Consider the following 24,274-nt stretch of genomic DNA (forward strand, 5'->3'; position numbering starts at 1 on the left):
GCTATCTAACGAGCGGTTCGATGGCCGGGTGGGTTGTAAAGGCTGGCGTTTCGTTTTCCGGCTGCTATATCATCAAAGAATGACATCGGCTCGAGTGTTCCAGATTCTGGTATGGCTTTATGTTGTGGTGCTTCTCGTCGCCACGATCGCTCCTACCGATTGGCACGCCGACATCAGCAATCCCTACGATATCGATCGACTGATCGGGCTTGGCGTTGCCGGTTTGCTGGCTCGCCTGGCCTATCCGCAGACGCCCTCTTTCGTGTGCCTTCTGATGATCGGAATTGTTTGCGGTCTTGGGTTTGCGCGTTATGCCGCCGTTGGAAACTTCGGCTCGCCGATGGATTGTATCGTCGCCATGGCCGGCGCGCTCTGGGGCATTGCCCTCGCCGCCGCCTTCAGCAAGGTCCGCTTCTCATCCGTGGGAAAACGTCCGCAGCTGAATTGACCTTCGCGCCCTTGATTGGGGCAAGTCCTCCCTTGGAGGCAGTGGTCTGGCCGAGACGCGACATGTGATTTTCCCTTGGGACTATGGGAGAACAATGATGCAAATACGTCCGTGGCTCCTGGGCCTTGCGCTCCTTGTCGCCTCCGTTGCCTTTTGTACCACACTGACGGTACCGTTGACGGGACAGGCGCCTCATCGCGGCATGAAGCCGCCGCAAATTGCCGCTCAGCATTGAATTGCATTTCAGGGGCCGGCCGAACTCCCGGCTCGTGCAACAGCCGACGCTTCAACCATTGACGCTCTGACGCCGAGCCATCGTCCCATGGTGGCAAACTTCGAACGCGCGGCCTGCCGATTGTCATGCCTCTATCATGTTAGCAACCTAGATCATTTGAGGGCGGTCGATCCGATCCCGGACACGCGCAAACGACCGGATGCCAGACCAAAGCCGCGCCATCATTCCAAACGTCGCCTCGCGCTGGAGGCGCGCTGTCTGTCGGCGGCAAACGCCGTTCCTGCAGAAGCTTTTTTACCAGGGGGAATTGCCTATGAGAAATCCGCATTCGATCACGTCGCCGCTGCTTTCCGCAGCGCTGGCCATGCTGGTAGCGACAGCGCCGGTCGCGGCGCTGGCTGAGAATTCGGTCACTGTCGACGGCGCGACGCTCGTCAACAAGGGCCGGGTCGGCGTGGGCCGCATACCTGCCAACCAGCGCGACAAGTTCGGCGAGACCTTCGGCTCCGGTTCCGGCATGGCAATCGATCCGGCGAGCTGGACGCGCGACGGGGACAGCTACAAGGGATCGCTCTGGCTGCTGCCCGACCGCGGATACAATGTCGTCGGCACTACCGATTATCGACCGCGCCTCAACACCATCTCGATCAAGCTGACGCCGACCGCGCCCGGTGCTGCACCGTCGGCCGGCAAGGAACAATCCGGCGTCGATGCCAAGCTCACAGACACCATGCTTCTCGTCGACGACAAGGGCGCCGACACGACCGGGCTCGATCCCGCGGACGGCATTCGCGCCCCTGAGGGCACCATGCCGCTGCTGCCGCAGGCTCCGAACGGCAAGATCTCGCTCGACAACGAGGCTATCGTCCGTCTCCCTGACGGCTCGATGTTCATCAGCGACGAGTACGGGCCATATATCTACCGCTTCTCGGCTGACGGCCGCATGATGTCGGCGACGCCGCCGCCGGCAGCCCTTATTCCCATGCGCCACGGGGCGCCGAATTTCGCCTCCAACAATCCCGGTCCCGGCGAGAGCACACCCGATCCGAAGGACCCCGTGACCGGCCGCCAGAACAACCAGGGCCTCGAAGGCATGGCGCTGACGCCGGATGACAAATTCCTAATCGCCGTGCTGCAATCGGCAACCCGCCAGGATGGCGGCGACAGCGGCAAGACCCGGGAGAACACGCGCGCCCTCGTTTATGACGCGACCGACCTTACGCATCTGAAGCTGGTGCATGAATATGTCGTGCCTCTTCCGGTCTTCAACGACGACACGGGCAAGCGCATCGTTGCCGCCCAGAGCGAAATCATCGCTCTTTCGCCGCAGTCGTTCCTGATGCTCGCCCGCGACAGCGGCAACGGCTATGGTCTGAAGGGCGCGACGTCGCTCTACCGGACCATCAACGTCGTCGATCTTTCCGGGGCAACCGACATTGCCGGCACGCCATTCGATGGTGAAAAGCCGGTCGCACCGAAGGGCGTGCTCGACCCATCGGTGAAACCGGCAGCGCTGACGCCGTTCATAGACATCAACGACAGTGCTGATCTTGCCCGCTTCGGTCTCCACAACGGCGCACCGAACGACCGCAACAATCTCTCGGAGAAATGGGAAGCCATGTCGCTGGCAAGCGTTCTCGACCCGAAGCGCCCCGACGACTATTTCCTGTTCGTCGCCAACGACAACGACTTCCTGACGCAGGACGGCTACCAGGTCGGCGCCAGCTACAAGGCCGAAGGCGATGCCGACGTCGATACGATGTTCCAGGTGTTCGAGGTGACGCTGCCGGGCGTGGCGAAGACGCAGTAACTGAGCGACCTCGGCGGACGCGCGTCGCGTTCGCCGCCCTGCCCGCATCCGTGCGGGTCAATACGCAAACGAGCCAAGCGGTGCTTCGCAGCACCGCTTGTTTTGGCAAGAAAAACGTCGGCGGCATGCATCTCCCGACACCCTTAATAGTCAACCTGGCTTAGCATTCTCAGAGTGGCCTCATTGTTGAGGTATTCTATGGGCTTAGCGAGAATTCAGCTTAAAGAGGTGGTCATGCAAACGATCGGTGCGAAGCTTGCAAAAAACAAGGGCCTCGGAAAAGGCTTTGATTTTCTTAGAGTTTTCCTGTCACTTTCCGTATTGCTGACCCACTCCTACCTGATCGTTCTTGGCACTGACGGACCATTTGGAGCGGGTTACGCGAAAACCTTCCACGATGCGCTGATCCCCATGTTTTTCGCTCTGAGCGGCTTTCTCATAACGGGGAGCGCGACGAGGCTGAGCCTGTCGAACTTTCTCTTGAACCGAGGCGCGCGCATCGTACCGGCCTTGGCCATGGATATCTTCATATCCGCGCTGATCCTCGGCCCGCTGCTGACGACGGTTTCCCTGAGCACCTATTTCGGGAGCTACGAATTTCGGGCGTATTTCGCCAACCTATTGGGCCTGATACATTTTATCCTGCCCGGCGTTTTTGAAAGCAATCCATTCCCGGCAACCGTCAACGGTTCGCTCTGGACGATCCCGTTCGAGCTCGGGTGTTACGTCCTGATGTCGTTCATGATCGTCTCGGGAGTGATCTCCAGGAAATGGAAGTTGCTTGCATTCGCAGCCGTCATCGGCGCGATAATTTTCGGGCTACGAATGGCGGATTTCAATCCGCTGACGGCGACCGGAATTGAATTGTTCAACAGCGATGGATTCAAGACGGCCATCCATCATTATACCTGGCCGCTCTGGGCTCACATCTATGTCTACTTTCTGGTTGGTTGCGTGGCTTTCATCTGGAAGGAGCATATTCCTTACTCGATATCGCTTTTCGTCCTGGCGCTCTTCATTGTCGTCCTGAGCACGGGAGACAGGTTTGGCGTTTCGACCGACCTCACCAGGCTCGTTCCGCTCGTCTACATAACCGTCTTTGTCGGGATAACGGAAATTCCGAGCGTGCCATTTTTCGATCAAGGGGACTATTCCTACGGCATCTATCTATACGGCTACCCTTTGCAGCAGGCTCTGGTTTACCTCTTCCCGCGGACGTTTTCGCCGATCAGCCACTTCCTCGTTTCCGGCGTGCTGGTTACCGGGGTCGCCTGGATGTCGTGGCATTGGTTTGAGAAACCAATCCTGAGGATGAGAAAGAAATTCAGCTTTACCGCGCGGATGACCGAGAAGGAGGCGGAGCCAACAGTGGCCGAGGCGCCCGCCGCAAAGGCTCCCCGCGCGGCTGCGGAGTAAGATCAAGCCGCTGAAATCAAATGCCCATTAGGGCCAGGACGAAAAAGACCCGTCACCTGTTGGGGCGACGGGTCAAAAATCAATCATCGGGCGCGGGCACGTCCGATGGGGGGCATATGCGCACAAGTATGCAACAACAGTTATACGTCATTTACCCCGCCACCAAGATGCGCCGTGGGTTTACTCGGCTCAAAGGTTAGCGATCGATTAGGGTGAATTGCGGCTGGCCCGAGATAGTACAGAACAGTGGCCGGGGTGGCTGCAAGGGCCGTCGAATGCCTGGCTGGTGACTAGATAAATCACCAATCTCCTGGGTTCCTATCCGGCCTTTCAGCGCTTTTCGTCCGGACAATCTTCCAAAGCACAATAACAGCCGCGACTGCGAAAGCCGCGTACAGAATACCTGCAATAATCATGTGTAAAGCGCCCCAAGCCTGAAGGCGCCTTCTCGTCTACAGCGCAGGGAAAGTAAATACAGATACTCCAGGCGAAATTGATGATACCTAAAATGGACGACTAAAGTTCGGAGTCTAACATTACTGCGAACTTGCTTGATCCAGCAGGCCTTCGAAGGGCAACGGAGTTTCTCCGATGCCCCTCGCTGCCGATCTACCTTCGCTGGGTCAGATCGGCGGCATCTTATCGAATTTTGGCAATAGTGGATCCACGTGATCCCATGCCTGGCTGCTCGCAGTCCAGGAGATCATCTGCGGTCTGTACCGAGCCGGCTCATCCAGGCTTCCTGCTCGAACAACGAAATAATCAGGCATGCCGGGAAACGTCATGTAGACCGGCGAGCCGCAGGTGGGACAGAAGCTACGCTTTTTGACAAGCCCTCCATCACCGACCAATTCCCAATGCGCTGCCTCGCCTTCGACAGCCACATCCTCGCATTTAAAGGTCAGATGAGATGCATGTCCCGTGCCGCTCTCGCGCTGGCACTGGCGGCATTGGCAGTCAAGCATCACCAGCGGGTCGCCAGCGATCCGATAGCGAATCGCACCGCACGCGCAGCCGCCTGTATAGAGTTCACTCATGTGATTCCTCCTTTAAAAACAACGATGACATCAAGGGATTCGGGGCTAGCTCTGCTCGTCGACGATAGGGCCGATACGTGGGACCACCTTCTTCCAACCCTCGCTCATGTTCATGAATGCCGTATCGTTGGTTGGCGTGATGAACCCGGAATGGACAAGGCGAAGACGCGTTCCGCCTTCGACCTCGCTGAGCGTCCAGATGACGAGGGTATCAAGCAGCGAGCCGTATCCCCTGTTGGCCGGGTGCCCCCCTTTCCAGGTGTAGGCAAAGCGTTCGTTCGGGACCACATCAACCACTTCACAATGAATGATCCCGTCCCATTCGCCGGCGGGGGTAGTCTGAAAGGTGAAGTGATTGCCCAGTGCGGGTGCAAATCCTGTCGGCTTCATCAGGAAGCGCGCGATCATGTCGCCTGAAGTCAACGTCTTCCAGATCGTTTCCCGAGCATGCGGAAAGAACTCGTCAACGACGATGTCCCGAGAGTTGGGTTGCAACATTGCCTTGTTCATGGGTCGATCTCTTTCAATAGGGTTCGCAGGCTATCGAAGCGTTCCTGCCAGAAGAGCCCGTAATGGCTCATCCAGTCGAGCAGCGGGACAAGCCCTTCAGGCTCCGCGCGGTAGTAGACATTTCGCCCCTCGGGTCGCTCAGTAACCAGACGAGCCTGCTTCAACGATTTCAGATGCTGGGAGATGGCCCCCTGGGTCACGCCGCTGCCGCGCGTCAATTCGACGACGGTAATCTCCTGCGCGCTGACGATCCGCTCATAGACTGCCCGCCGGGTCGGATCGGCGAGCGCACGCATGACGGAGGAAATCTCGGTAGCTTCTATCATGTCGAAACAATTAGCCGATACTTATCAATTAGTCAACACTAATCATTATTCGTTCTCGAATTCTGGTGACCTTGCATTGTCCGGGCGCGCGAAAGGCTCCGCCTGTGACGGCGGCCTGCCCGCGGACAAACATGCCAGAGATTTCAAACGTGCCATTTGCGGCCGCCCCCTCGTCAGGAGCGGGCGGCGGCAGATCAACGCCTCAGGCGCGCTTTGAGCGGGCTGTCTATGTGTGGATCCGCAAAATGGTATAGCGCCGTCGATCTCAGCTGATCCGGGTCACATGGCTCGTTGGTGTGAATGCTTCGATAGCCCCAGAAGAAGTATAGATTTCCGGGCACGAGGCTAATTCGCTTCATCCCAAAATAGCCCGACTGCGCCACTCGTTTCAGGATCCATTGGGATATCCTGTTGTCGACCAGCATCTTGTCGATGAGGTTGATAAGGTAAGCCGAGCGAACTCCCCTCGTATTTGGGAACATGATGAAGTCGCCGCGCCGACCTTTCTTGGGAATGATCACCGGCAGCAGCGCTGTTATCAGGAAGCTATCATAGTGAAAGATGAAGGATTCCCTCGCCATATCCTCGCCCGTGAGGCAACGAAGGACCTGATAGAAATTCACTTCGGGCGAAGGCTTTTGGAGCGCTATTTCATAGAGCCTCGAAAAAATCTCCTGAAAGCGCTCCGAGTTGGCGAGCGCTTCGAATTTGGTGCCTGAAAATTGTTCGCTGCGGTTCAAGGACAGTGACGTTCGCCCGGACTGCCGGATAATCGCAGATGCAAACTCTTGCATTTGCACCAGATCCTTGCCGCTGACATAAGACGGAAGGCAGCAATAGCCATCTCTCTCCATGTCGGAGGCCATCTCGGCTATAGTGCTATCCGGAATAGGCTGCGCACGCGTCTTCGCCGCCAAAAGGTCAGTCATCTGCGATCCCCCCACCGCGTCTGAGCCTGGAGTGTCAGTCGTATGGGTGGGGTTAGTCAACTAGGCCTTACGGTTGATGACTGCGGCCGCATCATCGAACGGGGCTTTCCACTTACCATCACTCCTCGGAAGCTTCCGGTCCCCCGGAAAGCTTCCCTTCCTCGGCCTTGTAGAAATACTGGCTTGCTATCAGCCAGCCCTTCAGCGGCCTTAGCGGAGGGATGCATGTCAGCGCCATGAACGGCCCGGTTATCAGGAACTGCGTCCAGATCGATGCATCGAAGGCGACGTCTAGCCAGACGGCCAGCAGTACCGTTGGAATGCAGGCAAAGCAGATGACGAAGAATGCCGGACCATCGGCGGGATCGGCGAAGGAATAGTCCAGGCCGCAGACTTCGCAGGAGGGTCGGAGCTTCAGGAAACCGGTGAACAGGCGCCCCTTGCCACAGCGTGGGCAGCGGCCCCTGAGACCGGTTTGCAGCGGAGGGATCGGCGGGTAGGTCTCGTCCATGACAATCACCTTGTCCTTTTGAGCCGCAGGGAGCTTGATGCAAGTGCCAGCGATGCTCGACCGATCTTGCAAGGGAGGCCGTCCGGCCGGTCGCTCGAATAGAACTCGTCCCTCTCCTGTCCCGAAAGGTCAGACGAAAATACATTTACTTAGGTTGGGCGACTTGTCGAGATGCGTTGCTCTGGCTAGGGTCATCTATCGGCGACTACAATCATAACGGGAGGGGAGACAATGTCCCAAATGTTGCTGCACCACGTCTCCATCGTTACGACAGATCTGGAGCGATCAGTCGCGTTCTACCGCGCGGTATTCGATCTCGAACAAATCGAGCGGCCGCCCTTTTCGAGTTCAGGAGCGTGGCTGGCTTGCGGGGGTCATCAGATCCATCTGATCGTCAACCCGTCGGGAACCTTTCGAACAGATGCCCGCATCGATAGCGCCGACGCACATTTTGCGTTTCGCACTGACGATTTCGAGGCTTTCGTCGGCAGGCTGACGGCCAAGGGCTTTCGCGAGAATGCCGATGAGGGTGACCCCAAGCGGCTGCTTGTCGTTCGCAATAGCGTCGCGGGGTTCCCGCAACTCTATCTGCTTGACCCGGATCGCAATATTATCGAAGTCAATGCGGCGGCATGAGCGCTGCCGCTGTATTTTCCGGGGATGCCGGCCTAGCGGCAGGCCATTTCGCGGAGTTCCTGGCGGCTGACAGTCACACCGACATTGGCCTTCGACGCGTCGGGGTGACTATAGATCAACCCCGGAATCTCCGGCAGGCTGAGGGCCTGCAGCACATTCATGATGCCGACCGCATGGTAACCGTCGGCGCGCTGCTGAATGGCTTCGACCAGCTTGTTCTTGAATTCTGAAATCATGACGTTCCACCTCCTTGTTATTGAGGTGGAGTTTCTGGGTTCAACCCGCCGTTTTCGCGGTATGAAAAAGGTCGTTCCTCGTTGAAATAAAGGAAAAATAACGACGTTAACCTTTTGACGCTTTTAAGACACAGGTGTTGCCGGGGTGCGTTTCCGCGGTGCCTCATGCGGCCTGTTTTCCGTCTCCGAGGTAATCGTCGCGGCCGCGCAGACGGCGCTGAGGGCGGCAGCAAGCGCTGCAAACCACATGACGACCGTATAGGCATTCGAGAGGTTCTGCTCGCTGAGTGACGAAAGGTCCGATCGCCCGAACGCGATCCCAAGCGCCGCCACTGCCAGCAGACCCCCGCTTCGAGCGAAGGCGTTGTTGATCCCCGAGGCAGCACCGCTATCCGCATCCGGGGCGCTGTCGAACACGGTTGTCGTCAGTGCCGGGATCGCGATGGTCATGCCGATGCCTATCAGGACAAGGCCCGGCAGGTAGCTGGTCCAGTAGCTTGGCATTTGTGCTGAAAGTGCGAGCATTGCAAAACCGACAGTCGTAATCGTCGGCCCGACAATCAGCGGCAGCCGGCGGCCGACCTTGCCTGCGACGCCGCCTGCCAGGCGCGACCCGAGCCCGAGTATGATCGAGAGCGGCAGGAATGCCGCGCCGGCCTCGGTCGGGCTGTAGTGGTGCACCTTGATCAACACAAATGGCAGCATGAAGATAGCCCCTCCAAGACCTCCATAGAGGATGGCGGTTAGGGCGTTCGATCCTGCGAAATTCCGATCCCTGAACAATCGCAGCGGCATGATCGGTGCGCTGCTTCTGGCCTCCACATAAATGAACGACGCCATGAGCGGGACGGAGGTTGCGAGAAGCGCCGATCCGGCCAGCATGGCGCCCTGCCCCAACTCGATCAGGCCATAGGTCATGCAGCCGAGCGCAAGAACGGCGAGAACGGAACCCGGGATATCAAGGCGACGGGAGGCGTCCCTCGCTTGCCCGCGGACAATCTTGAAACTCAGCAGCAATGCAAGGGCGGCGATGGGAACGTTGATGAAAAAGATGGATCGCCAGCTTGCATGGTCGACCATCCAGCCGCCGAGCGGAGGTCCAAGCGCCATCAGTACGCCTCCGGCGGCAGACCACGTACCGATCGCCTTGCCCCGGGCTTCGCCTGTGTAGGCCTGGCTGATCAGCGCCAGGCTGGTTGGGACAAGCAAGGCGGCACCTGCTCCCTGTATCAGGCGTGCGGCGACGAGCGACTGTACGGAAAAGGAAAGCGCGCAGCCGACCGACGCTGCGACGAAGATCGTCAACCCGATGCGAAATGCGCGAAGCGTGCCGAGTCGGTCGCCAAGCGCGCCACCAAGCAGAATGAAGCTGGCAAGCGTCAGCATGTAGCCATTCGCGACCCATTGGATGGATGCCAGCCCCGCAGAAAGATCGTCCTGGATTGCAGGCAGCGCGACATTGACCACCGAACTGTCGATGAAGCCGAGGCTGCTGCCGAGGACGCTGACAGCGAGAACCCATTTTGCCGATGCATCATCCACTTGCGATTTCGGCTGAGGGTTCGCGCTGCTTGTCATGTCTTCGCTTCCGGATGGGACCTCGCTCAGGTCTACACCTGAGGCGCAGCTAGTCCAGGGATTTCAACCTGGCTTCGATCTGCGCCAGCCTGGGTTCAAGGAACGGCGGAAGCGATAGCGATTCTCCGAGGGTCTCCATGGGTTCGTCGACGGCAAAGCCCGGCCCGTCGGTGGCGATCTCGAAGAGGATGCCGTTTGGCTCGCGGAAATAGAGCGAACGGAAGTAGAAGCGTTCGACCTCTCCGGACGATGGCAAGCGCGCCTGCTTCAGCCTTTCCGTCCATTCGTGCAGGCCTGCTTCGTCAGGCGTGCGGAAGGCGACATGGTGGACGGCGCCTGCTCCCTGGTTGGAACCCGCCAGCCGCGGCTGCACGGCGACATGAAGCTCAGCTGAGGGACCGCCCTCGCCCATGGTGAACACGTGGACGTCGCCTTCACCATCCGGCGAAGGATAGGACCGCGCCTCCGACATGTTCATGACGCCGGTCAGCACCAGTGCGGTGCTCGTGATATCAGGCACGCTGATCGTGATCGGCCCGAGGCCCTTGATCTGGTGCTCGGAAGGAACCGGGCTCGCCTGCCAGGGATGCGAAGGTGCGGCGCCGCCGTCGTCTACGAGCCGAAACCGCTGGCCTTCGGGATCCTCGAAATCAAGGGATGCGCGTCCGTCGAGATCCATGACCTCGCCCGACACGACCTTGAGATCATCGAAGCGTTGCTTCCACCATGCGAGCGTTTCGCGGCTGCCGACGCGGAGGCCGGTTCTCGAAATGCTGTGTGTCCCCCGGCGTTCCGGAGCGACGGGCCAGTCGAAAAAGGTGAGGTCGGTGCCGGGGCTCGCCAGGCCGTCGGCGTAGAATAGATGGTAGGCGCTGGTATCGTCCTGGTTGACGGTCTTCTTAACGAGCCGCAGCCCAAGAACCCTTGTGTAAAAACGCAGGTTGCCCGCAGCGTCGGCCGTGATGGCCGTCAGGTGGTGAATTCCAGAAAGTTGCAGTGTCATGATGCCCTCCGGGACCAAATTACTTTGCACTGATATGGGCTGCCTGGCCGCCGGCGAATAGCTCGCTCCGATGCACGGACTGTTCACCGTTGCACGCAGGGTTTCGGCTTCAGGATCGACATCATCCTTATAGCCGAAGAAAGCGATCGGCTGGCAGAAATCGGTTTCATATTGGCAAGAAACGACGCGTCGGTTTGATTGCTGCCAGCGCTCGACGGTCGCAAGATGGCCCCACGAGCAATTGAGCAAGGAGCCGCGAGATGTCGGACAAATCAGAAATCATCGCCGGAATAAGAATTCCGGATAGCCAGATGGCGAAGGCTGCAACGGAGCTGGTGAGGGATAGCGAGACGGATCTTCTCTACCACCATTCCCGTCGCGTCTTTCTGTTTGGAGCTTTGACGGGCGAGCGCAAGGAGCTGAAATACGATCCAGAACTGCTCTATATCGGCGCAATGTTCCACGACATGGGCATCATCGATACCTATGCCAGCGAGACCGAGCGCTTCGAAGTCGATGGCGCCAACGCCGCGCGGGATTTCCTGAAATCCTACGATATTTCACAGCAGGACGTCGACGACGTATGGGATTCGATCGCCCTTCACACGACACCGGGAATTCCCCAGCACAAGCGTCCAGTCGTCGCACTGGTGACGGCAGGCGTGGAGATGGACGTGCTCGGCCTTGCCTACAATGACTTTTCGGATGCCGAGCGAGAGGAGGTCTGCACTTGCCATCCGCGTGGCCTGAAATTCAAGCACGGCATTCTTTCGGCATTCTGCTACGGCACGATCAAGAAGCCGGAGACGACCTTCGGCAATGTGAAGGCCGATGTGCTCGAGCGGATGGATCCGACTTACAAGCGCGTCAACTTTGCTGAGCTGATCATGAATTCGACCTGGGATAGCTGAGGCGCTACCCCCGGGATAGCTAAGCAACGACGCAAAGGAATTCGCGGCGGCCAGCTTTTTCCATGAGGCGGTCGTCTCTGCATGAATGCGGGCCGCGCAGGCTTGGCTTTCGTGCGATCAATGTGACAGAACCCCATTGATGGTTTCTCGATCGGAGATGCAGATGGCGAAGCTGGTGAATGTGGCAATCCTTGTCTTCCCCGGCGTGCAGTCGCTTGATGTCTCCGGCCCGCTTGACGTCTTTGCCGAGGCCAACGGCTATTTGCCTCGGGATGCGGGCTATCGACTGACGCTCGTCGGTTCCGATACGAGCCCGTTCCGTGCCTCCAACGGCATGCTACTGTCCGCGGACATTTCCTACGCCGATGTCGCCGCAGAGTTCGACCTCGTTCTCGTAGCCGGCGGTCCACATCTTTCAAAGTCGGAGCCCGAACCCGGCCTCATCGAGGCGCTGCTTCGGCTGATTGCCGGAAGCGAGCACTACGGGTCGATCTGCAGCGGCACCTTCGTGCTCGGGCATGCAGGCCTTCTCCGCGGCCGGTCTGTCACGACCCATTGGCAGGACGCGCAGGCGCTGGCCGACCAGTTTCCCGAAGCCCAAGTGGATTTCGACCGCATCTTCATCCGCGATGGTGCACTTGTGACTTCGGCGGGCGTTACGGCCGGTATCGACCTGGCGCTGGCGATCGTCAATGAAGATCATGGGGCCGCTGTAGCGTTGGCGGTCGCCAAACGCCTTGTCGTGGTGGCGCAGCGACAAGGCGGCCAGTCTCAATTCAGTCCCTACCTCGCAGCGCCGCCACGCGACGATTCCCTGATCGCCAAGGTATATGCGCATGTCATCGCCAACCTTCGCGAACGTCTTTCGGTGGGTGATCTTGCGGCGATCGCCGGAACAAGTCCCAGAAGTCTGGCCCGCGCCTTCGAGCAGGACGCGAATTCCACGCCCGGAGAATTTGTGGAGCAGGCGCGGATCGACGCCGCTCGCAACATGCTGGAGGCCAGCGATCTTCCGTTGAAGTCGGTCGCGTTCGAATGCGGGTTCGGAAGCATGCAGCGGATGCGCCTGGTATTCAGCCGGCAGCTCGGCGTCACACCAAGCCAATACCGGGCCAGTTTCAAGAAGCCTTCCGGCTGAATGGCCGGCGATTGCTGTTCTCATTGCGGCTGAATGTTCTGGTTCATCCGGAAAAGATTGCCTGGATCGAACTTGCGCTTGATGCCCTGCAGTCGCGCATAGGTCTCGCTGCCGAAAGCATCGCGAACGAGGTTCTCGCCCTCTCCAAGCCCCGGGAAGTTCAGATACAGGCGACCGGTGGAATGGCGCTGCATGTCCTGCCAACAGTCGCGAACCCAGCCGATATTGGCTTCGTCGCCGGCCGGGTCGGACCAGATCGCGTCGAGGCTAAGCATGAAGGGCATGGAGCGGTCGCCGAATGCCGTCGTATCGGCCGGCACGCGCTGTACTGCGCCGCCAAATTTCCAGATCGAGGCAAACGTCATCTCGGACGGACGTTTCGCCAACCGCGCGGTGATCTCGCGGATGACCGCGTCGTCCAGCCCCGAGAGATAGATCGATTTCCAGTAGCAGCGGTCGCGCCCTTTGGGGAACAGCCCGTCATAGATGGCCTGCAGCACACGATAAGGCATACGCTCGCTGAAATCGAGCAGAGGCTCACCGAAGCCACGCAACGGCCGGGTCACACGCTCGCCCTCTTCCGCCGAGCCGTCATAGACCGTGGCGAGCGCGAGCACACGCTTGCCCCATGTGTGTTCCGGGAGCGCCGGATCGCGGGGTATGGTGGAGAATTCGGCGAGGCCGGTTACTTCGTCCGGTGCCGACGCCATGTAGTCACGCCACTTCGGAATAATGTCGTTGGCGCGCTCTTCAGGATAGGCGGGAGCGCAGAACATCATCTCCTCGGCTATCGGGTGCAGGCGAAACTCAAAGTTCACGACGATGCCGAAATTGCCGCCGCCGCCCTTCAATGCCCATAGCAGGTCGGCATTTTCACTCTCGCTGGCGCGGATCAGGCGACCATTGGCGGTGACCACATCGGCGGCGATGATATTGTCGCAGCTAAGACCACGTGTACCCCGGAGCCAGCCGATGCCACCCGACAAGGAAAGGCCGGCGACCCCCGTCGTCGATATCAGTCCGCCCGGTGTTGCGCGTCCGAAGGGCGTGGTTGCGGCGTCGACATCGCCCCACGTCGCCCCGCCTTCAACAAAAGCCCGGTCGCGTGCGGGCGAGATGCCGACGGCATTCATGAGGGACAGGTCGATCATCAGCCCTCTATCGCAGACGGCATAGCCCGCAACATTATGACCGCCGCTGCGAACGGCGATGACCAAATCCTGGGTTCGGGCGTGGTTCACCGACGCCACGACATCAGCCGCATTCCGGCATCTTGCAATCAGCGCCGGTCGCCTATCGATCATGCCGTTCCATACGATGCGCGCGGCGTCGTAGGCGGGAGTTCCCGGCTCAAGCAGTTCGCCGCGCAGCTGATTGCGGAGTGCTTCGTGGGTCATGTCGAAATCTCCTCTAGTTCAGCCAAAGCCTAGTACCGTCCACCGTTCGGGACTAAAGTCGAAAACGCTGGAACGCGGTCATTTCTGCCATGCTCGTTGAAGACAGCCGCATCAATGTCGCCATCCTCGCGGTGCCTGAAGTCACGGCCTCCGCGTTGTTCGGCATGTTTGACCTGTTCTCCTCTCCGGGCAGAGACTGGCCCTTCATCGTCAAGGGTGAAGCCGGCGAACAGCGCATGCGTCCCTACATCGTCGCACGGACCAGCGAGGGCTTTCAGGCCGCAAACGGCATCTGGGTGAAGCCGGACTTCGATCTCAACGGCTGCCCGCAGCCCGACATCGTGTGCATTCCGGATTTCTTCGTCAATCCAGGGGAAAGCGTCTCGGGGCAATATGATGCTGAAGCGGGATGGCTGAAGCAATCCCACGAGGACGGCGCGATGTTGGCCAGCGCCTGCTCGGGCGCGGTGCTGCTCGGCGAGGCCGGGCTGCTCGATAATTGCGATGCCACCATTCATTGGGGCTATGTGGCGACGCTCACCAACAACTATCCAGGCGTCAAGGTGAAAGTGGATCGCTCGCTCGTGCTCAGCGGCGAGGCCCAACGCATCGTCATGGCGGGCGGCGGGTCGAGCTGGCAGGACCTCGCGCTTTATCTCATCGCACGATTTGTCGGCCTGAAGGAAGCGATGGAGGTCGCCAAGGTCTACATGCTGCAATGGCACGACCTGGGCCAGCAGCCGTTCGCGTCGCTGATGGGCTTCCGGCAGACGAGAGACGCGGCGATCAACAAGTGCCAGGAATGGCTGGCGATGAACTACAGGACCCACGCCCCCGTCGCGGCGATGACGGCACTTTCCGGCCTGCCCGAACGCTCGTTCATCCGGCGCTTCACCAAAGCGGCGGGCATGACACCGCTCGACTATGTCCACGCGCTACGGCTCGAGGAAGCCAAGCAAATGCTGGAAACCACAGATATGCCCATCGAGGCCATCGCCAACGAAACCGGGTATGAGGACACTAGCTTCTTCGGCCGACTGTTCCTGCGCAAGACGGGAATGACACCGTCGCACTATCGTCTGCGTTTCGGCTCATTGGGCCGGGCGCTCAGGCACGAATAGGCCGCGGATCGGTCGAAACTCAGTGGACCGTGCCGACGATATCGATCTGTCCGGCGTCCGTCGTGACGTGGGCTCTGTATCGCTCGGCGATTTCTGCAAGGACGATCGTTATTTCCTCGCTCCCGCAGCCTTCCGACATCGCCTTTCTGATCGCGTCGTCGATCGCGTCCGCAAGGGCGCCACGTCGCTCGAGGGCAATTTTTGTGGACAGGAAGGGCGGTACAGCATCTCGTCTGGTCATCGCTACTCCTTTATCCGGTCCCAAACGGCCAGACCTCCAAGGCAGATTAGCTTCCATTGATGGGGCAAAGTTAGGGCAACGGCCTCACGCGGCAAGTCCAGAGGCCACAAATCTCGCTGCCCTACCCCGATATGACTAGGATTGCCTGGCGAGCCTGATGGCGCAGGCAGCGTGTCCCCCTAGATGACGGGGGTTGCCGTGGTTCGGACCGGGGTCATATGGAAGGAGCCGACTTCGGAAGGCGGGGCTCGCGACCCCCTTGCCACCGTGGCATGGCGGGCCCCTCAAATTAGCGTGTCTGGATTCCCGCGACGCAGCGCTCTATTGTCGATTGCTACGAACGATGGGAGCAACGTGATGCGAGCATTTTTCCTCTGTGCCCTCTTGGCCGTCCAGGCGAACGAAGCGACGGCTGCCAGCAAGTTTTCATCCAGTTCGATGAGTTGCGCTGCGCTCGGAAAGATCATCGAGCACGAGGGAGCCGTCATACTGCGCTATCCCTCGCGCAAGGTGCCCGGGCTTACGCTATATGACCGGTATGTGAGGGATGCGTCCTATTGCAGCGGGACCGACACGCTCGCTCGCGCTGCCGTTCCGGCTAATGACGACAATAGCTGCCCCGTTTTCATCTGCCGAACGAACTGGGGTCGGAACCCGCGGTAGTCGAACCGATCTCTGCAACGGATGCTGCACAGACGAAATCAGGCGTTCGATCCGCGAAGGATCTCAAGCGTCATTTCATCCGCCCGGCCATCGAAGAACCTGCCGAGAGCCTCATTGTAGATCGGGTCGCTCCCGACGGCGGCGAACAAGGTCATGGACGACCTGAACTTGGCGTCATCAGGATATCCAAGCACGTCGTGGGCGCTGACGCCTTCCAGATCAAGCATCGCTCCGGTCATTTCCCTTAGCCGCGAAGAAAGAACGGGATCGCTCAGATAGGCCTGCGCCTCCTCTTTCGACCCGATAGCGTATCGGAGCGCCATCGCCGATGATCCCAAGCCCTTGATCTGCGGGAACATGAACCACATCCAGTGGGATCTCTTGCGGCCATCGCGCAATTCCGCGAGCGCCGTTTGATAGACCTGGTCCTGCGCGCTCCTGAAGCGCTGAAGATCGAAATTGTCTGCCACGACACTTCCCCCTCTTGGCCCGGTTTGCATATCGGCACAAACTGAACGCTCCAACAGCCCGCAAGTTCAACTCGCGAGATGTGCGGATATCGGAGCAACGGGTGCAACGGCCGAAAAAAATGTGGTGACGCTGTCGAAATAGCGAGGTCTCAAACGTCTTTAGATCGGAGGTGCGCGGAGGACGGCAAGCCGCGGCCCGCTTCCCGATCATCTTGCCGACATGGGGTTACGTGGCCATGAGTATTTCCTATCGTTGGGTGATCGTCTGTGCGGGTGCATTGATGACATGCGTTGCGCTGGGCGCGATGTTTTCGCTGGCGATTTTCCAGCTGCCGATTGCTACAGCCACCGGCTGGTCGCATGTGGGCATAGCGAGCGCGATGACCCTGAATTTCATCGTCATGGGGTTTGGCGGCTTTCTCTGGGGCGCTGCAAGCGACCGTTTCGGCCCCCGCATTGTCGTCCTGATAGGAGCAGTACTTCTGGGGCTGGCGCTTGTGCTGGCAAGCCGCGCAGGCTCGCTTCTGCAATTTCAACTGACCTACGGCATCCTTGTCGGACTTGCGGCAAGCACATTTTTCGCGCCGATGATCGCTGCCACCACCGCATGGTTCGAGACGAACCGCAGCCTTGCGGTCTCGCTCGTCTCGGCCGGCATGGGCGTCGCGCCGATGACCGTTTCGCCTTTCGCACGCTGGCTCATCTCGGCCTACGACTGGCGAACCGCCATGCTCATCATCGGGGTTTTGACCTGGGCTCTGCTCGTACCGGCGGCGCTATTGGTAAGGCGTGCGCCTGTTGACGCCAGCGACCAGGCTGCAAATCCTTCGTTGGAGAGCGCCGCGCCTTCACTATCAGAGGTATTTCGGTCGCCGCAATTCATCGTGCTCGGCCTTACCTTCTTTGCCTGCTGTGCCGCGCATTCGGGACCGATCTTCCATATGGTGAGCTACGCCAGCATTTGCGGCATCACGCCGATGGCGGCGGTCAGCATCTACAGCGTCGAGGGGCTGGCGGGGCTCGGCGGCCGGCTGCTCTATGGCGGACTTGCCGACAGGATCGGGGTGAAACCGGTTCTGGTCGCCGGCCTGCTGATACAGGCGCTTGTGCTCGCGGCATATCTGTTTGTCAGCCAGCTCAGCGAATTCTATGCCCTGGCAGTCATTTTTGGGAGCGCCTATGGCGGCGTGATGCCGCTCTATGCGGTATTGGCGCGGGAGTATTTCGGGCCGCGCATCATCGGCACCGTGTTCGGTGCAGCGACCATGCTCTCCAGTCTCGGCATGGCTTTCGGCCCTCTTGTCGGCGGGTGGATATTCGACACCTTCGCCAACTATTCCTGGCTCTTCATCGGATCCGCGTTGGTTGGGCTGGGGGCCGCGGGAATAGCACTCGCATTTCCGCCCTTGCCACGGCAGGCAACCGGGACGGCGCTCGAACCCGTGACGTGATGTCGGCCAGCCTCGGTCGTCAAGGCGAAGGAAGGGCGATGCGCCAAGGGGCACCCTTCCATTCGTGCTTTGCTCAGCGCGTCGGAGCAGGCGCGCCCTTTGCCGGAGCAGACGCCGCCTTTATCGGACTGATGGATCCGGTCGTTTCAATCAGCTCTGGACGAGGCTGCGGAATTGGCATTGCGGCGGGAGACGCCTCGCCGGTGGTTTGGGCCACGTCAAAAGTCGAATCAGATGGCGCGAGGGGCAGAGGAAGTGGAATCGGAACCTGGGCCGGGATCGGAGGTGTGACCGGCGTGGCGACTGCGACAGCGTCTGGAAGCGGGAGGGTAGGAGGAACAGGAGCTACGACAGGTACCGGAACCTGCTGTTCCGTTGGCAACAATAGCGGAAACTGCGCCGCCTGTACCGATTGCATCGGCACGTAGTTCATCGCCACTTCATAGGCCGGAAGCGGCGCGGGCGTTTCAAGCGTCCCGTCCTGGTCGCGTTTCTCATAAAAGGCATTTCCGCCGGCGACAGCAACGTAGTGCATGTTTTTGTAAGGGTATTTCAGGCCTTGGGTGTGGAAGAACATCGCGTCCTTTACACCAGGATGCCGCTCTCCGCGCAGGAGCGAGGTCGCTGCCAGCTCGAGCTCCGGCTCTGCCTGTGCTTTGACCTCCCTCGTCATTACACCTGGCGCAAATTGCTTTTCCTGCGCAACGATGCCGCAGATCGTCGGGGGGTAAGCGCCCGATGTCAGCCGGTTCATCACGACCGATCCGACCGCCATGTAACCATCATGGTCCGAGTGCTCGGACTCGAAATACATGGCCCGCTTCAGACAATCGCGGTCCTTGACCGTGTAGTTATAGGTGACCTTCGTTGGCCGAAGAGACTTGGAAGTGTTGCTAGCGCCAGACGGCGCAGTCGTGCAGCCTGCAGCCGCCAACCCGACAAACAACAAACCGAAAACCCATGTACCCAATACGCGTTGCGCCCTCAACGGCAGGTGCCTCCCATATGATTAGAACAGCCCTTATCGATCAAGAGAGAGCTTCATAGCCGAAATTCGAAGGAATTCCAAACGGATCGCAACAATTATATGACGAATGGACCTTAACATCCGCTAAAGGGCCCTCAATCAGCCCTGTATGCCGGGTCCCGAATGCCTGGCCTCCGGCAGCCGAATGAAATTTTCTTGCACGCCGAAATGCCTCGATCGTTCCTCGTGCGGCCCACCTCCTGCCGCTCGGACGGATGACCGAACATTTCGTTCACCGATGATGGACTGGTGTGCAGCGGCGTCACTTCGGATGGTCAATATTTCTTGGTAAAGTACAGGTTCACCGCGTGAGAATCGTAGTCGTAAAGGCCAATGTTGGAATTGTTGTTCGTATAACGATATTCCAGCTGCGGGGCGATACCCATGTAGCTCAGGTTGCGAAAGGTACCGCTGACCGCAATGCCAATCTGCCCGTCTTTGCGTCCCTGGCCGGTCCAGGGAAACTTGCCGCCATAATTTCTAGACTCGTATCCAACGGCAATGCTGCCGAGTATGCCAAAGGGCAAATCGGAATAGACCTCAAGATAGGGGCGCGCGCTTTTATAGGAGTTGAAGTCCTTCTCCGCGTCCATCCGAGTTGTCGTCACGCCGATGTTGGCTAACAAGGACGCCGAAAAAGCATGCTGATATCGCAGGCCCACCGTCGTCTCGACGCCACTCATCGCGTCCTGACTATCATAATCGAGATAACGCACCCCTGATGTCAGCCGCAAAATATCGCCTCCGGCGCCAATGCGGCGTTGGACAGAGCCTTCGGCACCGTAGCCGAAACGGCTGCCCTCCCAGCCGTAGTAGGTTCGCTCCAGCGTAGGCCCTATACCGAAGCGCCAGTCCACGTTTTTATAGGAGAGTTCTGAAAAGACCCGTCCGGAGAAGTCGTCGTAATCCTTGTCGCGGTATTTTGTGCCATCGAAATTGCCGCCCACGGCCAAAGCCATTCGATCAGTGAGATCGAACCTATAGGTGCCTGACGCACCAAAATTGATCCCGACGCCGCTCTTTTGCTTATTGCCGGGTACCAAAGGAACGCCGCCGACGAAAACAGTATCCGAATTCACGCCATTGGTAATGTTGGAGCTTGGAGCGATCGAGACATAGCCATCAAGGGTCCATGGCCGCCGTGCATCGATGGAATCGATGTAATTATTATAGAGAGATCGAAATGCAGGAGATTGGCTGGACGCGGATAAAATTTGAAACTGATATTTAGCGTGTTCGTTTTCGCCCAGAAGAAAATAGGTATGCGCCAGTTCCTGCCTCACCCTGTCAAACTTCGGGTGAGCCAGTACGATCTTCTGCATCTGTTCGGCAGCCGCTTTCAGATTGCCCTGATGCTTCAGAATCAAAGCCTCGGTGAAAGCGCGGGCAACATCGCTGGCACTTCCCGTTCCAGATTGCGCAACAAGGGCACGCGCCTCGTCGTATTGCCCCGCCTCTATGCGGCTGCGTACGCTTTCGAAAGAATAGCCCTTCCCGGTATCTGCATTTGCAATGCAAATACCGGAAAAAATTATGCAGTAAAAAGCGAAAAGGCTGCCCAGGCACTTTGCCAGGACTGACAAAGCAGAAGGCGTCAGATTGCCACTTTTAGGCACAGTCGCTACTGCTTCTTGCCGTAAAATGCGCCGACGGTGGATGCTCCAGCATCCGTGGTCGTTATCGCACCAGCCGTTTCGCTGGCACCGACGCCAAAGAATCCACCCTCCACCTTGCCCGGAACGACCTTGTCCACGCCAGCAACAGTAGCCGAAATGGTATCGCCCTGGCCCGTTGCATATGAAGCTTTGTCCCCGCTCATGGTGGAGCTGAATTTCAGCTTGGTTGGCTGCCCGGCCGTGGCACTTTGGATATTGCTGATATCACCTTGAATCTTCCCAGCGGCAAAATCGGTCGTCAGAGCAAGATCGCCACTCGCGCCCAGCTTGCTATTCTCGGCGACAGCACCATTGGATAGCGACCCCGCATAGTTGCCTTTATATGTCGCGGTGCCGGATGTGGGGATATTGGTTGCGGTCTTCCCACCATAATATGCGCCGGCGGCAAACTGACCTACCTTCGAATGATCGACCAGAATGCCGAATGCCGTCGGAGCATCCTTCGAACTTGCCGACTGGTCACTCATCAGGAAGCGAGTCGAGCTATCGATCTGGTTGCTGCGACTTGACGTCATGATGGTCCCCTGTATCGCGGGATTGCCCTTGCCTTCAAAGGTAATCGGCGCAGGACCAGTCATGAATGTCGTTTCCTTGACTGTTCCGGTCAGCGAGACCTGGCTGGGGGCAGCAGCGCCTACAGCAACGACGCCCAGACCTTTTGCCGTCAGCGGATAACCCTTGGTGCTGGGTGCTTTCACATCTGTCGAAAGCGATGCTCCGCCAGAGGTAGCAGGTGCCGAAGTTGACGCTGCGGCGGATGCAGGCGCAGCTTTAGCTGTACCTGTCGTTGTATGCGTCTCTTTCGAGCTATGTCCGCAGCTAGCCAGTGCGAGGCCTAATCCGGCCACCATCATAATATTCTTACGCATATATAATCCCCCATCTAAAAGAAAAAGTGCGCGCTAAAAAGACCATCGCTATGGAAGATCGATAGCGTCGTTTAATGCAAACAATGATTGCATAAGTTAATGTGCGGTGGCAATCGCATAAATTGAATTTCGTTAGAAAATATGCTACTTTAGATAGATATAACTATTATGACTGCAATAAAAATGCACATTGCGATGGATGAATGACGAAGGGAGCTTAGACGGCACATTCAAATGTGCCTGCGCGTCGCAAATGGCAATCTCAAGCCTTTGCTTCCGGTCTTTTGTCGGCATCGTTTGCGAATGCCTGCCGAAAGTGCGCGGGTTCTGCTTATGAAGAAAACATCGGGAATTTAACGGCGGGAAAAAGCTGGTCGGAGTGGAGTGATTCGAACACTCGACCCCCACGTCCCGAACGTGGTGCGCTACCAGACTGCGCTACACTCCGTGACCAGCGGCGCCTCTATAGACCAGCCGTTTTCGTTGCACAAGCTCCAAAATCCAAAAGGAAACGGTTTCCCGGCGAAAATGAGCCGCTGCATCGGCCGGACGCATCTGCACGCGAGCGCTGCCACGACGCGTGAAAAGTGCATATAACGCAACACCTTCAGCAAATTCCGCCTAAGCCGGCTCATTGCAATTTTCTTTTGCTCGCTTTGGGGTTAAAGCCGGTATTGGGACAAGCGGGAACGGCGCGGGACAGCGGCATTTCCAACGGTCGAATGCGCGACAAGAGCTCAAGGACGATACGATGAATTTCCGCACGATTTCTGCGGCGGGGCTGATGCTGGCCCTTGCCGGATGTAACACCATTTCCATACCGTCGATGCCGGCGTCGGACCCTGTGTCGGCCCGCTGGGTCGGCCAGTCTGCCGGACGTTTCTTCGCCAGCTACGGCCCGCCGATCTCCGACCACGACGATGGCGGCGGTCGTGTCTATAACTGGCGCGGCGGCTACAAGACCGTGAAGGTCGCGGCCGACGACAAAAAGGGCAAGACGGCCGGCGGCAAGGTCCACCTCAGCTGCAAGGCCGACATCACCACCTCGTCGGACTATGTCATCCGCTCCATCCATATCCTCGGCGACATGCCCGGCACCACCGGCTCATCCTATTGCGCCGAACTGCTCGCACCGCCGGAACAGGCGAAAAGCTGAGCAGGCCATCCGAGAGGGTTTTCCGATGCAGGCGGCTCGTTGGGCCGCCTGTTTTCGTTTTTGGGCGGAGTATCGCAGGGAATTGTAATTAGCCGCTGACAGCAGGCGCGTTCGTCGGGCGGAAGAACATGGAATTGAGAGCCAAGCGCAGTGGGCGCTCGATCACATAGTAACCGGCAACTCCGCAGCAGATTGCAGCGAAGAGCAGAATAACCGGGGGCAATACACCGACGTTCAACTTGTAGAAGAATTCCTGCCAGAGGTAGATAGAAAAAGAGCATTGACCGAGAAAGCGAAGTGTTCGGCTCTCCAGTATTGCGCGGAAAGGCAGTACGGACCGATCGACACCGGTAACGGCAATCGCCAGGAAAATAATCGAGCAACCGTAATATACGGCAGCATTCGGCCCCGAAAACCACGTCAGAACTGCCCCCATCGCGGCAAGAGGCGTGAGCCACTTCCAGTAGTTGCGAGCGTCATCGAGCGAAGAGAGCATGAAAAAGGCAGCGGAGATAAAGATCGGCGCCATAGCTACATCGGTGCGCCAGATTGTCGGAGCCGTGTTGTATCCGAAGACATCGAGGCGAATTATGCCGTTGATCATAGCGGCAGATCCGATCAGCAGAACGGCGCTTGCTGCCGCCACCCGGCTCGAATTGCGAAATGTAAAAGCGACAAGGCCTAACAGAAGGTAGCTGTGTTCCTCGACGCATAGCGACCAGATGTGATCGAATATCGTGAATGGAAATCCGTAGAAGATCGCGTAATTTATCGTGAGCGTCAGGGCGAGGATTGCTGCCGACATTGTGCTTTCGTGAGAGGTCGCCCACCACAGCGGGCCCATCACCAGGATAAATACCACCAGCGCCGGATAAACTCGCGTGAAACGCCGCGCGAAGAACATTGGCAGCGACATCTGTCGCACAAACAGAATGTCCGCCATCAGACGCCCCGACAGCACGAAAAATAGCTCAACCCCCAAAGTACTCACATACCAGAAGCGTCGGTCGAGACAGAAATGACCCAGAAGCACCACAGTAACGGCAAGGCCTCGCCAGCCGTCGAGTGCGGGGACATGCTCAGAGCGATTGCGTTGTTGATCCACCAACTGTGACACCTAGATATCCCGAAGGGTGGCACCATCGCCTCAAGTGTAATCGCACAAGTTGATTGAAAAAGACCTAAAGTCGCTGCTCAGTTCGAGCGAATTAACATACTCAAGCTGGCCTGCCTCCTGCGGTCGAAGCCTTATCTTGCAGACATGCCCGGCCTTAACGCCAAGTTTAGTAAACTCGGGCTAGACTCGCGCTAATCTTCGCTATTGATGAGTTTGATATGAGCCATGGTGCATCCACAGCAACACCGCAGCGGCTTCGTTGCGCGACTGCCGGTTCAGCCGAACATGAGTAGCGTGATGGAGACGTCAGGGCTCAAGTCGGCGAAGTCGGCGCCGTTGCGGATAGCATTGATCCAGAGTGC

25 protein-coding genes and 1 tRNA gene are annotated in these 24,274 nt (G+C 58.5%); 10 read left to right on the top strand and 16 right to left on the bottom strand.

What is annotated here, in order from left to right; genetic code table 11:
* Window positions 1-94: 94 nt before the first annotated feature.
* The 3 genes from CPY51_RS03215 to CPY51_RS03225 all read left to right on the top strand — a co-directional run bounded on the left by CPY51_RS03215 (window position 95) and on the right by CPY51_RS03225 (window position 3,909).
* Entirely contained in the window at window positions 95-448 is a 354-nt protein-coding gene (locus CPY51_RS03215; RefSeq protein ID WP_146260064.1) for a hypothetical protein, read from the top strand.
* A 548-nt stretch (window positions 449-996) separates the two neighbouring features.
* A complete protein-coding gene (locus tag CPY51_RS03220; protein ID WP_111158577.1) occupies window positions 997-2,493 on the top strand; it encodes an esterase-like activity of phytase family protein in 1,497 nt (498 codons plus the stop codon).
* 234 nt (window positions 2,494-2,727) lie between these two features.
* Window positions 2,728-3,909 (top strand): acyltransferase family protein, encoded by a 1,182-nt coding sequence (locus CPY51_RS03225; protein WP_111158578.1) that lies wholly within the window; start codon window positions 2,728-2,730, stop codon window positions 3,907-3,909.
* Between the two features lie 623 nt (window positions 3,910-4,532).
* On the opposite strand, the gene CPY51_RS03230 is transcribed toward CPY51_RS03225, so the two are convergent.
* From CPY51_RS03230 to CPY51_RS03250, 5 genes are all read right to left on the bottom strand, one after another.
* Entirely contained in the window at window positions 4,533-4,946 is a 414-nt protein-coding gene (locus CPY51_RS03230; RefSeq protein ID WP_111158579.1) for a GFA family protein, read from the bottom strand.
* A gap of 45 nt (window positions 4,947-4,991) precedes the next feature.
* Window positions 4,992-5,456, bottom strand: coding sequence for an SRPBCC family protein (locus CPY51_RS03235; protein ID WP_111158580.1), 465 nt, complete (start codon window positions 5,454-5,456; stop codon window positions 4,992-4,994).
* Window positions 5,453-5,782, bottom strand: coding sequence for an ArsR/SmtB family transcription factor (locus tag CPY51_RS03240; RefSeq protein ID WP_111158581.1), 330 nt, complete (start codon window positions 5,780-5,782; stop codon window positions 5,453-5,455). The genes CPY51_RS03235 and CPY51_RS03240 overlap by 4 nt, the downstream gene beginning before the upstream one ends.
* Window positions 5,783-5,976: 194 nt before the next feature.
* The gene (locus CPY51_RS03245; RefSeq protein ID WP_111158582.1) at window positions 5,977-6,711 is read right to left on the bottom strand and encodes a hypothetical protein; all 735 of its coding nucleotides are present in this window, start codon (window positions 6,709-6,711) and stop codon (window positions 5,977-5,979) included.
* Window positions 6,712-6,829: 118 nt separating this feature from the next.
* Window positions 6,830-7,222, bottom strand: coding sequence for a DUF983 domain-containing protein (locus tag CPY51_RS03250; protein WP_111158657.1), 393 nt, complete (start codon window positions 7,220-7,222; stop codon window positions 6,830-6,832).
* 231 nt (window positions 7,223-7,453) lie between these two features.
* Between CPY51_RS03250 and CPY51_RS03255 the strand changes: the two genes are divergently transcribed.
* Window positions 7,454-7,858: a VOC family protein gene (locus CPY51_RS03255; RefSeq protein ID WP_338049389.1), complete on the top strand. Its 405-nt coding sequence runs from the start codon at window positions 7,454-7,456 to the stop codon at window positions 7,856-7,858.
* A gap of 32 nt (window positions 7,859-7,890) precedes the next feature.
* Here CPY51_RS03255 and CPY51_RS03260 read toward each other — a convergent pair whose 3' ends face one another.
* The 3 genes from CPY51_RS03260 to CPY51_RS03270 all read right to left on the bottom strand — a co-directional run bounded on the left by CPY51_RS03260 (window position 7,891) and on the right by CPY51_RS03270 (window position 10,675).
* Complete coding sequence (locus CPY51_RS03260) at window positions 7,891-8,094, bottom strand: hypothetical protein (protein ID WP_111158584.1); 204 nt, start codon at window positions 8,092-8,094, stop codon at window positions 7,891-7,893.
* A gap of 123 nt (window positions 8,095-8,217) precedes the next feature.
* Entirely contained in the window at window positions 8,218-9,672 is a 1,455-nt protein-coding gene (locus CPY51_RS03265; RefSeq protein ID WP_111158585.1) for an MFS transporter, read from the bottom strand.
* 49 nt (window positions 9,673-9,721) lie between these two features.
* Window positions 9,722-10,675 (bottom strand): ring-cleaving dioxygenase, encoded by a 954-nt coding sequence (locus CPY51_RS03270; protein WP_111158658.1) that lies wholly within the window; start codon window positions 10,673-10,675, stop codon window positions 9,722-9,724.
* 260 nt (window positions 10,676-10,935) lie between these two features.
* On the opposite strand from CPY51_RS03270, the gene CPY51_RS03275 reads away from it, so the two are divergent.
* Both CPY51_RS03275 and CPY51_RS03280 read left to right on the top strand, forming a co-directional pair.
* The gene (locus CPY51_RS03275) at window positions 10,936-11,586 is read left to right on the top strand and encodes an HD domain-containing protein (protein WP_111158586.1); all 651 of its coding nucleotides are present in this window, start codon (window positions 10,936-10,938) and stop codon (window positions 11,584-11,586) included.
* A gap of 163 nt (window positions 11,587-11,749) precedes the next feature.
* Window positions 11,750-12,724 (top strand): GlxA family transcriptional regulator, encoded by a 975-nt coding sequence (locus CPY51_RS03280; protein WP_111158587.1) that lies wholly within the window; start codon window positions 11,750-11,752, stop codon window positions 12,722-12,724.
* Between the two features lie 20 nt (window positions 12,725-12,744).
* On the opposite strand, the gene CPY51_RS03285 is transcribed toward CPY51_RS03280, so the two are convergent.
* Complete coding sequence (locus CPY51_RS03285) at window positions 12,745-14,121, bottom strand: FAD-binding oxidoreductase (RefSeq protein WP_111158588.1); 1,377 nt, start codon at window positions 14,119-14,121, stop codon at window positions 12,745-12,747.
* Window positions 14,122-14,210: 89 nt separating this feature from the next.
* Here CPY51_RS03285 and CPY51_RS03290 point away from each other — a divergent pair, with 89 nt between their 5' ends.
* The gene (locus tag CPY51_RS03290) at window positions 14,211-15,242 is read left to right on the top strand and encodes a GlxA family transcriptional regulator (RefSeq protein WP_111158589.1); all 1,032 of its coding nucleotides are present in this window, start codon (window positions 14,211-14,213) and stop codon (window positions 15,240-15,242) included.
* Window positions 15,243-15,261: 19 nt separating this feature from the next.
* Here CPY51_RS03290 and CPY51_RS03295 read toward each other — a convergent pair whose 3' ends face one another.
* On the bottom strand, window positions 15,262-15,483 hold the full coding sequence (locus CPY51_RS03295) for a hypothetical protein (RefSeq protein ID WP_111158590.1): 222 nt from the start codon (window positions 15,481-15,483) through the stop codon (window positions 15,262-15,264).
* A 357-nt stretch (window positions 15,484-15,840) separates the two neighbouring features.
* On the opposite strand from CPY51_RS03295, the gene CPY51_RS03300 reads away from it, so the two are divergent.
* Window positions 15,841-16,146 (top strand): hypothetical protein, encoded by a 306-nt coding sequence (locus CPY51_RS03300; protein ID WP_111158591.1) that lies wholly within the window; start codon window positions 15,841-15,843, stop codon window positions 16,144-16,146.
* A gap of 38 nt (window positions 16,147-16,184) precedes the next feature.
* Here the strand turns inward: CPY51_RS03300 and CPY51_RS03305 are convergent, their stop codons facing one another.
* Window positions 16,185-16,616, bottom strand: coding sequence for a DUF1810 domain-containing protein (locus tag CPY51_RS03305; protein WP_111158592.1), 432 nt, complete (start codon window positions 16,614-16,616; stop codon window positions 16,185-16,187).
* Window positions 16,617-16,852: 236 nt separating this feature from the next.
* Between CPY51_RS03305 and CPY51_RS03310 the strand changes: the two genes are divergently transcribed.
* The gene (locus tag CPY51_RS03310; protein ID WP_111158659.1) at window positions 16,853-18,067 is read left to right on the top strand and encodes an MFS transporter; all 1,215 of its coding nucleotides are present in this window, start codon (window positions 16,853-16,855) and stop codon (window positions 18,065-18,067) included.
* 73 nt (window positions 18,068-18,140) lie between these two features.
* On the opposite strand, the gene CPY51_RS03315 is transcribed toward CPY51_RS03310, so the two are convergent.
* From CPY51_RS03315 to CPY51_RS03330, 4 genes are all read right to left on the bottom strand, one after another.
* Window positions 18,141-19,055, bottom strand: coding sequence for a cell wall hydrolase (locus tag CPY51_RS03315; protein WP_111158593.1), 915 nt, complete (start codon window positions 19,053-19,055; stop codon window positions 18,141-18,143).
* Between the two features lie 314 nt (window positions 19,056-19,369).
* Window positions 19,370-20,710, bottom strand: coding sequence for a surface lipoprotein assembly modifier (locus CPY51_RS03320; protein ID WP_146260065.1), 1,341 nt, complete (start codon window positions 20,708-20,710; stop codon window positions 19,370-19,372).
* 5 nt (window positions 20,711-20,715) lie between these two features.
* Window positions 20,716-21,639: a transferrin-binding protein-like solute binding protein gene (locus CPY51_RS03325; protein ID WP_146260066.1), complete on the bottom strand. Its 924-nt coding sequence runs from the start codon at window positions 21,637-21,639 to the stop codon at window positions 20,716-20,718.
* A gap of 371 nt (window positions 21,640-22,010) precedes the next feature.
* Window positions 22,011-22,087, bottom strand: a tRNA-Pro gene (locus CPY51_RS03330).
* A gap of 303 nt (window positions 22,088-22,390) precedes the next feature.
* On the opposite strand from CPY51_RS03330, the gene CPY51_RS03335 reads away from it, so the two are divergent.
* Window positions 22,391-22,795 carry a hypothetical protein gene (locus tag CPY51_RS03335; protein ID WP_111158596.1) on the top strand — a complete coding sequence of 135 codons (405 nt, stop codon included), beginning with the start codon at window positions 22,391-22,393 and terminating at the stop codon, window positions 22,793-22,795.
* Window positions 22,796-22,883: 88 nt separating this feature from the next.
* Here the strand turns inward: CPY51_RS03335 and CPY51_RS03340 are convergent, their stop codons facing one another.
* A complete protein-coding gene (locus tag CPY51_RS03340; protein WP_111158597.1) occupies window positions 22,884-23,912 on the bottom strand; it encodes an acyltransferase family protein in 1,029 nt (342 codons plus the stop codon).
* Window positions 23,913-24,274: the final 362 nt, after the last annotated feature.

The organism is Arminella tubonensis (assembly GCF_003240585.1).
In the GTDB taxonomy this organism is placed as follows: Bacteria; Pseudomonadota; Alphaproteobacteria; order Rhizobiales; family Rhizobiaceae; genus Rhizobium; species Rhizobium tubonense.